Source organism: Methanobrevibacter sp. (assembly GCF_045586545.1).
Lineage (GTDB): Archaea > Methanobacteriota > Methanobacteria > Methanobacteriales > Methanobacteriaceae > Methanocatella.
In genome coordinates, this window is the sequence record NZ_JAZNAN010000068.1 from 1 (window position 1) to 12,541 (window position 12,541).

The 12,541-nt window shown below is 35.8% G+C and carries 10 protein-coding genes; 8 read left to right on the top strand and 2 right to left on the bottom strand.

The window, feature by feature from the left end; genetic code table 11:
- Positions 1 to 123: 123 nt before the first annotated feature.
- Complete coding sequence (locus tag ACKI3D_RS05545) at positions 124 to 933, top strand: CPBP family intramembrane glutamic endopeptidase (RefSeq protein ID WP_407392761.1); 810 nt, start codon at positions 124 to 126, stop codon at positions 931 to 933.
- 12 nt (positions 934 to 945) lie between these two features.
- Here ACKI3D_RS05545 and ACKI3D_RS05550 read toward each other — a convergent pair whose 3' ends face one another.
- Positions 946 to 1,317 (bottom strand): hypothetical protein, encoded by a 372-nt coding sequence (locus ACKI3D_RS05550; protein ID WP_407392763.1) that lies wholly within the window; start codon positions 1,315 to 1,317, stop codon positions 946 to 948.
- 224 nt (positions 1,318 to 1,541) lie between these two features.
- Between ACKI3D_RS05550 and ACKI3D_RS05555 the strand changes: the two genes are divergently transcribed.
- Genes ACKI3D_RS05555 through gatE form a run of 7 tightly spaced genes read left to right on the top strand, consistent with a single transcriptional unit; the run spans position 1,542 to position 9,855 of the window.
- Entirely contained in the window at positions 1,542 to 2,093 is a 552-nt protein-coding gene (locus ACKI3D_RS05555; protein WP_407392764.1) for a helix-turn-helix domain-containing protein, read from the top strand.
- A gap of 22 nt (positions 2,094 to 2,115) precedes the next feature.
- A complete protein-coding gene (locus ACKI3D_RS05560; protein WP_407392766.1) occupies positions 2,116 to 3,783 on the top strand; it encodes an AMP-binding protein in 1,668 nt (555 codons plus the stop codon).
- Positions 3,784 to 3,796: 13 nt separating this feature from the next.
- Positions 3,797 to 4,081, top strand: coding sequence for a 4Fe-4S dicluster domain-containing protein (locus tag ACKI3D_RS05565; protein ID WP_407392767.1), 285 nt, complete (start codon positions 3,797 to 3,799; stop codon positions 4,079 to 4,081).
- A complete protein-coding gene (locus ACKI3D_RS05570) occupies positions 4,082 to 5,197 on the top strand; it encodes a 3-methyl-2-oxobutanoate dehydrogenase subunit VorB (protein ID WP_407392769.1) in 1,116 nt (371 codons plus the stop codon). It abuts the gene before it with no gap.
- 13 nt (positions 5,198 to 5,210) lie between these two features.
- Positions 5,211 to 6,659 carry a 2-oxoacid:acceptor oxidoreductase family protein gene (locus ACKI3D_RS05575; protein WP_407392770.1) on the top strand — a complete coding sequence of 483 codons (1,449 nt, stop codon included), beginning with the start codon at positions 5,211 to 5,213 and terminating at the stop codon, positions 6,657 to 6,659.
- Between the two features lie 9 nt (positions 6,660 to 6,668).
- Positions 6,669 to 7,979 carry a Glu-tRNA(Gln) amidotransferase subunit GatD gene (gatD, locus tag ACKI3D_RS05580; protein ID WP_407392772.1) on the top strand — a complete coding sequence of 437 codons (1,311 nt, stop codon included), beginning with the start codon at positions 6,669 to 6,671 and terminating at the stop codon, positions 7,977 to 7,979.
- 10 nt (positions 7,980 to 7,989) lie between these two features.
- Positions 7,990 to 9,855: a Glu-tRNA(Gln) amidotransferase subunit GatE gene (gene gatE, locus ACKI3D_RS05585; RefSeq protein ID WP_407392774.1), complete on the top strand. Its 1,866-nt coding sequence runs from the start codon at positions 7,990 to 7,992 to the stop codon at positions 9,853 to 9,855.
- A 695-nt stretch (positions 9,856 to 10,550) separates the two neighbouring features.
- On the opposite strand, the gene ACKI3D_RS05590 is transcribed toward gatE, so the two are convergent.
- A partial coding sequence (locus ACKI3D_RS05590; RefSeq protein WP_407392776.1) for an Ig-like domain repeat protein occupies positions 10,551 to 12,541 on the bottom strand: 1,991 nt, incomplete at its 5' end.

Here is a 12,541-nt window from a genome sequence, read left to right on the forward strand (position 1 = left end):
CATTTAAGCGATTAAAAATTTAAAAAGCATAGATTAATATATTTTAAAAAATAATAACTAAAATGTTAGTAATACTAATTTAAAAAAGATTACATCATATTTACTGGATAATGGAGAAAAAACATGGACTTTAGTGTTGAAGATTTTAATGTCAGATTAAGAACAATAAAAATTAGGGAATTAATTGCCGCAATAATTGTCGTATCAATAATAACTGGAATTTTGATGATGGCTTTTCCGATAATATACGAATCAGATGACATATTTTTCCTGGTCTATGTATCATTAATCTTATTATTCTTCGTATGGGCATTGAAAGGAACAAAAGGATTAGGCCGGAACTTTTCCAATGTCTTTGAAAGAAATAACAGAAGAGAGATATTTTATGTTTTCCTAATCAACATCATATTTGCCTGCCTATTTTTACTGCTAATTTCCGGTTTGGACATACTTTCGGGCATAGGCGATCCCAATTGGGTTTCAATGTGGGATATCGATAGCGTCGATGTTGAATCAGGCATAATACTGTTTGATGCAATTACAGCAATATTCTTTGCTCCTGTCGTTGAGGAACTTGTCTTTAGGGGAGTGTTATTTAACAGATTGAAAATTAGAACCGGACTCATCCCTGCAATGTTAATATCCTCATTCCTATTTGGAATTGGCCATGAGTTCGGAGGAATAACTAGCGCATTCCTATTTGGAATCTGTATGTGCATATTATACCTAAAAACAGACAATATACTAATTCCAATGAGCGTTCATTTTATCAACAATGTTGTAGCAACTATTCTAGAACTAACTCCATTTGATGCAATTACATGCCAAATGCCATGGATTATACCTTCATTGATTATAGCATTTATTGGAACATTCTATTTAATAAAATATATTTTCTCAGAAACTAGAAAAATTAAGCAGCAGTACGGATAAAAAAAAGTTAAATTAGTGGAATCCGCATCCACTACAAGTTTCACATTTTTCCTCTTCAAAAGGATCATACTGTTTATCTTCCTGAAGAGTTGCTGACAAGAAGTATTGATCGAATTCTTCTTTATTTTTTAAAACTGGAGAAATTCCTTTAAATTCGCATCTTATATCCCCAGTACCTCCAATATCGACTAAAATAGGTTCACCCAATTTAAATCGTTTAAAATATGACTCAACTTCATCTTTTAAATCGCCAGGTACTCTAAAATTGAAAGATAAAATATTATTTTCCTTCATTTTTAAACCAACATATTTTTGGTCGATTTCATAGTTCAAACCTAATTGTTTTTTAAAAATTATGTCAGTACCAATTTCATTTGATGTCATTTTATAATCTCCTTCAATTAACATTGAATTATAAAATTCGTAATATTTAAAACTTTCTTATAATGTACAAAAAATAGCCATTTAAAAAAATTTTATTCACCAAATTTATAATGAATTATCACGATTTTTAATAACCTTTATATAATTTTAGATTCAAAAATTAGATTATGTTATAATATTAATATTATAATACAAATCAATGTAAAAAAATAAGGTGTTTATGAATGAATGAATACAACAAAGATATTGGAAATAGAATTAGAGAACTAAGAGAATTATCAGACATTACTATTAAAGAAATTGCAGAAAGCTTAAACATTGAAGAAGAAACTTATATCCAATATGAAAATGGCGAAATAGACATCCCAGCAAGTTTTTTATATGAACTTGCACATATTTTTAAAGTTGATTTAGGATTATTATTGACTGGTGAAGAAAGTAGGATGAGCATCTTTGATGTGACCCGTGCAACAAAAGGAGTTTCCGTGGATCGTAGCAAAGAGTACACACACGAAAATTTATGTTCAAAATTCATTCACAAAAAAGCTGAAACCTTCCTTGTTACTGTGGACCCTAAAAAGAATCCTAAACCTTCACTAAATTCACACCCTGGTCAAGAATTTAACTACATTCTTGAAGGTTCAGTAAAAATATACATTCACAATAACGAGATTATACTTAACGAAGGAGATTGTATCTTCTTTGATTCCGCACACAGACATGCAATGGTAGCACTTAACGATAAACCCGCTAAATTCTTAGCAGTAATCATATAACATTTACAAGGAGTATTATATAATGACATCAGTAATAGGAGATTTTGTAGAAAGAGTTGATTTTGACTCTTATGAGGATTTTTTTGATAATTTTAAACTAAAATTCAATGATGATTTCAATTTTGGATTTGACGTAGTGGACAAATATGCAGAAATAGACCCTGACAAGATTGCGTTAATCTGGACAAATGATGACGATGAAAACCACACATTCACTTTCAAAGATATGAAAGAGTATTCAAATAAAACAGCTAATTTATTTAAAAAAATAGGTATTGGAAAAGGCGATAAAGTATTGCTTACTTTAAAAAGCAGATATGAATGGTGGTTCTGCATGGTCGCATTGCACAAACTTGGTGCAATAGCTATTCCTGCAACTCACATGTTAAAACTTCATGATATTGATTTCAGATTAAAACAAGCCGATGTAAAAGCAATCATTACCGTTGAAGAAGACACATTATTGCCGGATTATGAAGAAGTTGAAAAAAGCCTTGATTGGGATATACAAAAACTTGTTATTAAAACCGACAGAGAAGGATGGATTAACTTTAACAAGGCTATTGAAGAAGAAAGTCCAATTTTCGAAAGGCCAACTGGAGAAGATAATCCGATGGCTAATGAAGTATTCTTAATTTACTTTACCTCCGGAACTAGCGGACTTCCTAAAATGGTCTCACACAGGCATACTTATGCATTAGGCCACATTCCAACTGCTAAATATTGGCAGAATGTTGTAGAAGATGGTGTTCATCATACTGCATCAGATACAGGATGGGGAAAAGCAGTATGGGGAAATCTTTATGGACAATGGATTGCTGGAACTTCCATTTTTATTTATGATTACGTAAGGTTTAATGGAATCAAATTACTTGAAAAAATTATAGAAAATAAAGTTGATACTTTCTGTGCCCCGCCGACAGTTTATAGATTTTTGATTAAAGAAAAAATTGATGACTATGACTTTTCAAATTTAAAATATGTGGCAACAGCCGGAGAACCATTACCTCCTGAAGTATCCGAAAGATTTTATGATTTATCCGGATTAAGAATTAAAGAAGGATTCGGTCAAACTGAAACCACATTATCCATTGGTACATTTATTTGGTTAGATGCTAAAATTGGTTCAATTGGTAAACCTTCTCCACTTTATAACTTAAAATTATTAGATGAAAACGATATCCCTGTAGAAATTGGTGAAGAAGGAGAACTTTGTTTTGATGTAACTGAAGGACCAACTCCAGGATTATTCAAAGAATATTTCAAAGATCCTGTTAAACAAGCAGAACAAATACATGATGGATATTATCACTGCGGAGACACCGCATGGGTTGATGAAGACGGATACGTTCACTTTGTCGGAAGAAACGACGACATCATCAAATCTTCAGGTTACCGTATTGGACCATATGAAGTAGAAAGTGCAGTACTTTCTCACGATGCAGTAGCACACTGCGCAATTACCGCTTATCCTGATGAAGTAAGAGGCCAGATTGTGAAAGCAAGCATTGTTTTGCAACCTGACTATGAACCATCAGATTCTTTAACAAAAGACATTCAAAATCATGTTAAAAGAGTTACAGCTCCTTATAAATACCCAAGAATGGTGGAATATGTTGATGAACTTCCAGAAACCATCAGTGGTAAAATAAGAAGAGTGGAAATAAGAGAAAAAGATAATAAAAATTAATTTAGATGATATAATGACAGAAGAGATATCTTATCCAGTTATAAATAAAGAAATTTGTAAAGGATGTAAAAGATGCATTATCGGATGTCCTCAAAATGCAATATTACTATCAGAAGACATGAATAACGCAGGATATCAATTTGCTTATTATAGTGGAAATGGATGTACAGGCTGTAAAGATTGTTACTTTACCTGTCCTGAGCCATTAGCATTAGAAGTACATCAGTATAAGAAAATTGTTAATGATTCCGTTGCAAAAATGATTAAAGCTAAAGTGGCTAATCAAGGGGGAAATTAAATGAGTAATCAAATGGTAAAAGGAAATACCGCTGTTATCATTGGTGCAATGTATGCGGGATGTGACTGTTTCTTTGGATACCCTATTACTCCAGCAAGTGAAATCTTACATGAAGCATCAAAATACTTCCCGATGGTTGGAAGAAACTTTGTTCAAGCTGAAAGTGAAGAAGCATCAATCAATATGGTTTATGGTGCATCCGGAACTGGTCACAGGGTAATGACTTCCTCATCAGGACCGGGTATCAGTTTAATGCAGGAAGGATTTACTTTCCTTGCAGGTGCTGAATTGCCTGCAGTTATTGTTGATATCATGAGGGCAGGACCTGGACTTGGAAATATTGGACCTGAACAGGGAGATTATAATCAAATCGTAAAAGGTGGAGGTCACGGTAACTATAAAAACATAGTTTTGGCTCCAAACAGCGTTCAGGAAATGTGTGATTTGACAATGAAAGCATTTGAACTTGCAGATAAATGGAGAAACCCTGTAGTAGTTTTAGCTGATGGTACTTTAGGCCAGATGGCAGAACCGTTAGTGTTCCCTGAAAAAGCGATTGAACCTAAAAATGATAAGCCTTGGGCTGTTAAGGGAACTAAAGAAACCATGGACAATCTTATTACTTCAATTTTTAATGACTTTAATGATTTGGAAGATTTCAACTTTAAACTTCAAGAAAAATATGCAAAAATGGAAAAAGAGGAAGTTATTGTTGATGAATATCAAGTTGAAGATGCAGACATTGTTTTAGTTTCATTTGGAATTAGCAGCCGTATTGCAAGATCTGCTGTGGACAAAAGTCGTGAAAAAGGAATAAAAGTCGGACTTTTAAGACCAATTACATTATCTCCTTTCCCAGTTGACAGAATCAAAGAGCTATCCGATAAGGGAGTTAGCTTCATATCTGTTGAAATGAGTAACGGCCAATTATTGGCGGATGTTCAATTTGCAGCACTCAGAAAAGATGATACTCATTTAGTCAATAGAATGGGTGGAAACTTAATTGAATTAAAAGAGATTCTTGCTAAAATTTATGAAATTGCAGGATATGAAGATGAAGACATAGACTTATCCAAAAGAAGTGAGGAAAAGGCAAGTCCAAATATAATCGATTAGAGGATGTGGAAAAATGAGTGAACAAAATTTAAATGATAAAGATTATGAATTACAAGTACGTAGAAATCCACAATCCCTTTTAGAAGAATATCCTAGAAAAGGAACCAATATTCAATCTACTCACTACTGTGCCGGTTGTGGACATGGAATATTACATAAATTAATTGCGGAATGTATGGATGAACTTGGAATCCAAGAGAGATGTGTTATGATTTCTCCTGTAGGATGTTCCGTATATGCATATTTCTACTTTAACTGCGGTAACTTCCAGACAGCTCACGGAAGAGCTCCTGCAGTAGCTACAGGTATTTCAAGAGCACAGGATAATGCAATTGTCATGAGTTACCAAGGAGATGGAGATTTAGCTTCCATTGGTTTAAATGAAACCCTTCAAGCTGCAAACCGTGGAGAAAAAATTGCAGTATTTTTCGTGAACAACACCGTTTACGGAATGACCGGTGGGCAAATGGCTCCGACAACATTAATCGGTGAAAAAACAGTTACATGTCAGACTGGAAGGGATCCTAATTATACTGGACACCCAACTCACATGTGTGAATTAATCAATACCTTAAAAGCACCAGTATTTATTGAAAGGGTTTCTCTTGCAAATCCATTAAAAATCAGACTTGCGAAATTTGCAATCAAGCAGGCATTGACAGTGCAGAAAGAAGGAAAAGGATATTCATTTGTAGAAGTATTGTCACCTTGTCCTACAAACTTAAAACAGGATGTTGTCAGTGCTCAAAAGTTCATTGAAGAACAAATGGAAAAAGAGTTCCCTGTTAAAAACTTCAGAAATAATTTATACAAAAAAGAACCAGTAGAAAGGCCTGCCAGTGACTTTTCAACTGAATCATTGGATAGAATATTCAATGTAAACCGTGACGATGATTCAGGTTATGTTGACGATGAAAGTATTAAACCAACAAGCATAAAAGTTTCAGGATTCGGCGGTCAGGGAGTTTTAAGTGCAGGACTTACAATAGCTCAAGCCGCCTGTGCTGAAGGAAAACATGTTTCATGGTATCCTAGTTACGGACCGGAACAAAGAGGTGGAAAATCAAATTGTTCTGTAGTAATTTCCAATGAAACTATAGGAACACCTGTAGTTGATGACATTGACATTCTCATTGCTTTAAACAAGCCATCTTTAGAACAGTTCTCAGAAGATGTAAAAGATGGTGGAGTTATACTTTACGATTCAAAAATCGGCGAGTTTGAAACAGACAGGGACATCAAGGTTATTGCGATGCCTTGTGTAGATATTGCAGAAGAACATGGAAATGCCAGAACTGCAAACACAGCACTTTTAGGCGCATTGACTGAATTGACTGATGTTTTAAAATGTGAATCTTATGAAAATGCTATTCGCGAAATGTTTGCATCAAAGCCAAAAGTGATTGGTGTAAATATTGAAGTTTTAGAAGCCGGAGCAGAATGGCTAAAAAACAATTCATAGTGTGATTTGATGACATATAAAGAAATTTCCCAAAAATATATAGAAAATTACGATTTTAGTATAGGAGATACTATTAAGGTGCATAAGGAGGACATTTCCTATACTGGTATCTTACTCGACAGGCCTGAAGATGCCGATGATGGATATCTTGTAATCAAATTATCAAGTGGATATAACATTGGCGTGGCTATTGAAGACACTACAGCCGAACTCATCAAAAAGGGTTCACAACCTAAAATAGGTTATGACGAGACTGAAATTCCACATGATGATTCCAAACAGAATATTTCCATTGTTTCAACTGGTGGTACAGTATCATCCGTTATTGATTACAGAACCGGAGCTGTGCATCCTAAATTTACAGCTTCAGACCTAGTGAAAGCCAATCCAGAGTTATTGGATTATGCGAATTACAATGTTAAGGCATTATATAACATTTTAAGTGAAGACATGAAACCTGAATACTGGGTTAAGGCTGCAGAAGAAATAGCTAATGATATTTCCAATGGCGCTGATGGTGTTGTAATAGCTCATGGTACCGATACAATGCATTATACCTCAGCTGCTTTAAGCTTCATGTTAAAAACACCGGTGCCAATTATCATCACCGGCGCTCAGAGAAGTTCAGACAGGCCTTCAAGCGATGCCAACATCAACTTGATTGATTCAGTTATCGCCGCAAAATCAGACATTGCAGAAGTCTGCGTTTGTATGCATGGAAGTTTAAACGACGAGTACACTTACTTGCACAAAGGAACTAAAGTAAGAAAAATGCATACCTCAAGAAGAGACACTTTCAGAAGCATTAACGCACAGCCAATAGCCAAAATACAAAATAAGCAAGTCAACATCAACCCAGAGTATGATTACACCAAAAGGGGAGAAAATGAACTTGAATTGTATACCGCTATTGAAGATAAAGTCGGATTTATCAAAAGCTTCCCTGGAATATCTGCCGATTATATTGAATATCACATTGACAATGGATATAAAGGCCTTGTTATTGAAGGAACCGGTCTTGGACATGTTCCAAATGACCTGATTGACTCATTTAAAAGAGCACAAGAAGAGAACATTCCTGTTATTATGACCTCACAATGCCTTTACGGCAGAGTGAATATGAATGTTTACTCAACCGGACGTAACATCATTGATGCCGGAGTGATTTCAGGTATTGACATGACCCCTGAAACCGCATATGTGAAATTATGCTGGGCATTAGGTCAAAGTGACGATTACAATGAAGTGAAAGAAATTATGCAAACAAATGTTGCAGGTGAATTTGGCAAAAAATCCTCAATTAAGGATTTCTTGAATTAAGGTGGTTTAGATGGATTACGAAAAATTAGGATTGAAAATGGGAATTGAAATTCACCAACAATTAAACAGTGAGCATAAACTGTTCTGTCCTTGTAAAACAGAACTTGTTGATGATGATTTTGATGAATTGATTCAAAGAAAACTAAGGCCAACCCAATCAGAGCTTGGTGAAATCGACAGAGCTGCTCTTCAAGAGTCCCTAAGAGGATTGAACTTCAAATATGAAAACTTTGAAAAGCACACCTGTCTTGTTGAAAACGATGACGAACCACCTCACAGCTTAAATGAAGAAGCACTTGACATCTGCATTACAATTGCATGCCTGATGAATATGCATATTGTAGATGAATTCCATACTATGAGAAAACAGGTTATTGATGGAAGTAACACCGGCGGATTTCAAAGAACCGGTATGGTTGCAACTGACGGATACCTGGATACCCCATACGGAAGAGTTGTCATTGAAAGTTTAGGTCTTGAAGAAGATGCTGCAAGAAGAATTGAAACCAAAGACGGATTTACCGAGTTTAGATTAGACAGATTGGGTATTCCGCTTGCCGAAATTACAACAGACCCTTCAATGCACCATCCCGATCAAGTCAGGGAAGTTGCATATATGCTTGGTCAAATCTTGAGAAGTACCAATGTTAAAAGAGGTCTTGGAACAATCAGGCAGGACTTGAACATTTCCATTGCCGAAGGTGCACGTGTGGAAATTAAAGGTGTTCAGGATTTGGATTTAATGGCTGAAATCGTGAACCGTGAAGTGGAAAGACAATTATCTTTAATTGAAATTAAAAAAGAGCTTAACGCAAGAAATGCGGAAGTTCTAGATGAAATTCATGATTTGGATGAACTGCTTGAAGATACCGGATCCAAAATTTTAAAATCAGCTGAAACCATTAAAGCTGTTGTTTTAAAAGGTTTTGATGGATTGATTGGCCGTGAAGTACAACCTGGAAGAAGATTTGGTACTGAAATTGCAAGCTATGCTAAAAAACGTGGAGTGGCAGGCATTTTCCATTCCGATGAGCTTCCAGCTTATGGAATCACCCAGGAAGAAGTGGATAAGGTAAATGACTTCCTGAATATTGGCAAAGATGATGCATTTATTATTGTAGCTCATGATGAGGATATAGCAATTTCAGCTTTAGAGGAAGTTAAAAGAAGAGCTGAGTTAGGTTTGGACGGTGTTGTTGAAGAAACCCGTAAGGCACTTGATGATGGAAACACAGAATACATGAGACCTCTTCCTACAGCAAACAGGATGTATCTTGAAACCGATATTCCATTGTTTAAGATTACACCTGAAAGAATTGAACCTATCGCAAACAATTTGCCTGAATTGCCTGATGTAAAACAGGCAAGAATAATTGAAGAATACAAATTAAGTGAAGATCTGGCAACACAATTGGTTAAAAGACAAGAAGCAGACATGTTTGAAAGTATTTTAGCTGATGTTGATGTAGACCCAACACCGGTAGCATCTCTACTTGCATATGATTTAAGGGAAATCAAAAGAGAAGGCTACGATGTTAATGTATTGACCTTGGATCACTTTAAAGGAATCTTCACATTATTGGCTGAAGGTAAAATTGCAAAAGACAGCGTTCGTAAATTGGCAGTTAAAACAATTGAAAGTCCTGATGAGGAAATTTCTGAAATTGCCGAGAAAAACAATTTAACCATGATGAGCGAAGATGACGTTGCCAAAATCATTGCCGAAATTGTAGCCAACAATGAAGGAATGGTAAAAGAACGTCAAATGGGAGCTATGGGTCCTTTAATGGGAATGTGTATGAAACAGCTCAAAGGAAAGGCCGATGGCGGTATGGTTAACAAAATCGTCCGTGAAGAAATTCAAAAATTAATTTAGGAAGATCATATTCCTAAATCTCTCTTTTTTTAAGAATTTTAAAAATTTAGGTATGCCTAAAAAAATAGTAACCTTTATATACCATGGCAACAAACTATGTAATAGAGATGAAATTTAGGTAAACCTAAAACTCTCTACATTATTGGTCAAAAAATAATACTCTCCAAAAATTAGACCCCGTGTTGAATTAGATTTTCTCACAATTTCTCTAATTTGATACAAGTCGCCGGAAAATTAAAAAAAAATCTGCCAAACATATAATTTTCCTCAAACAAACACTGGTGTTTAATACGTCGCTTAAACACCAAATCTCTCTTTTTAAAAACGTTTACATTGGCAAGTACTGATTTAATCCTGCCAAACTTCAACAATAACAGCACTACCTGTCAACCATATCCCATTCACCTATCAGGTAATCCCATTAAGCTGATGTGCAGCCCTCATTATCACTCTAATAACCCAGAACTAATTGAAAAAATTTGCCCCCTTAAATATTTAATGCCTTGCAATATGTTGAAAAAAGCGTTTAGTCCCCACTCAGTATATACTGGATGCTTTCGATGCCCTGGCCAAGTTAGCAGATATAACAATAATTTAACGAAGGAAGCATGAAATTCATCATGAAGCATTGAAGTGGTGGAATGATTTAGGAATTTTTTAAAATAAAAGAAGTTGTAGGTGAGGTACACCTACGTTTAAATTATTTTCAGTTTTTTGGCGGTCTTCTCGTCAACCTTACCTGTGACTTTCAGTTTCTTGTCATGCTGGAAGTGCTTGACCTCCATTTCAGTGTAGTCCCAGAATATTCCATCGACTTTAAGGTATTGGCCGTTGTAGACAAGATAATATCCGTTGTTTTTAAGAGCCCTTTGAATTTTCTTGACTATTGCATGGTTTTTGCTTCCCTTGGAAACTGTCTTGAAGGTGGTTTTTACTTTGAGTTTCACCTTCTTTGTGGTCTTCTTGTAGTAGTCGTTGCCTTTATAGGTTATTGTTGCCTTGAATTTGCCGGCTTTGTTCAGTTTGGTAATTTTGAAGGTCGCCTTTCCTTTGCTGTTGGTTTTTGCCTTGTAGGTCTTGCCGTTGACTTTAAGGTAAACCCACTTGTTTTTCAGGGCCTTGCCCTTGTTGTTTTTGAGTTTTACTGTGTACTTTTTGGTTTTTGTTGTTGTCTTGAAGGTCTTTGCCTTGGCAGTTATTTTAGAAGAGGCCTTTTTGACTGTGACTTTAGCAGTAGTGTTGGATCCAATGTAGTTGTCATCGCCCTTGAATGTTATTTTTGCAGTGTATGTTTTTGGAACCAGATTGCTGATTTTTACTTTGATTTGGCCGTTTGCATCGGTAGTGTAGTTTTCAAGAGACTTCAACTCGACAGATACTGTAGCATTGGCTATTGGACTTCCCCTGCTGTCAGTCAATGTGATTGTAAGGTATTTTTTGACTTTGTATGTTGCAGTCACATTTCCAGCAGTTAACTTGGTTGAGTCCATATCCACACGGACCATTGCGGTTTTAGTGCTTGGATTATACTTGTCATCACCAGAATAGGCAATTTCAACTGTGTGGCTTCCTGCACTTAAATCCGGCAATTCAACACTTGCAGTTCCGTTTGTAACAGGTACTGTGTCAATAACTTCACCATCAACTTTTAGTGTTACATTTCCGCCAGCATCACTCGGCAATGTAACCTCAACAGTTGCATTATCACCAAATTCAATGTCTGATGGAATAGTGATTTCAGGAGTCACATCCTTTTTAAAAACTGTAATTTCTTTTGTTTGAGATACTGAACCGTATTTATCATCACCAGAGTATGCAATCTCAACAGTATGATTTCCCACACTTAAATCCTGCAATTCAACACTTGCAATTCCGTTTGTAACAGGTACTGTGTCAATAACTTCACCATCAACTTTTAGTGTTACGTTTCCGCCTGCATCACTCGGCAATGTAACCTCAACAGCTGCATTATCCCCGACAGTAACATTATCCGGCATTGAAACGTTTACATTTACATCCTGTTTATTTACAGTCACGGTAATTGCGGTTGAATTTTCAGCATATATTCCATCTCCACCAACTTTTAAAGTAACAGTGGCAGTACCTTGCTTAATTGCAGTAATGACCCCATTTTCGACAGTCACAACACCTGAATTATCCGGCACGTAAGTAACTTCCAAACCCTCAGGGAAAGTAACAACCTCAATGGTGGCATTGGCACCAACGTTCAATTCAATATCATCAGCACTGATGGAAGAATCCTTCAGACTGACAGTAACACTAACGGTTTTATTTTCTGTGACAAAGTACTTGTCATCACCAGCAAAAGAAACCATAATGTTGGCTTTACCTGCTCCAACGGCTTTTACATTGCCTTCACCATCAACGGTTACAACTTTATTATCACTGGATGTGAAAGCAACATTACCTGCATCCGCAGGAGTCAAAGCAACAACAATAACAGCCTCATCACCAACAAACAAGTCTAATGAAACAGGATTGACAGTGATTTCAGTGGTCACTTTACTTACTGAAACACTAATAACAGTAGTATTTTCAGCGTAAACACCATCACCGCCAACTTTAACAACAATAGTTGCAGTACCTTCCCTCAAAGCAGTTACAACACCCTCATTATCAACACTGACAACACCTGAATCATCAGGCACAAAAGTAACATTCAAAC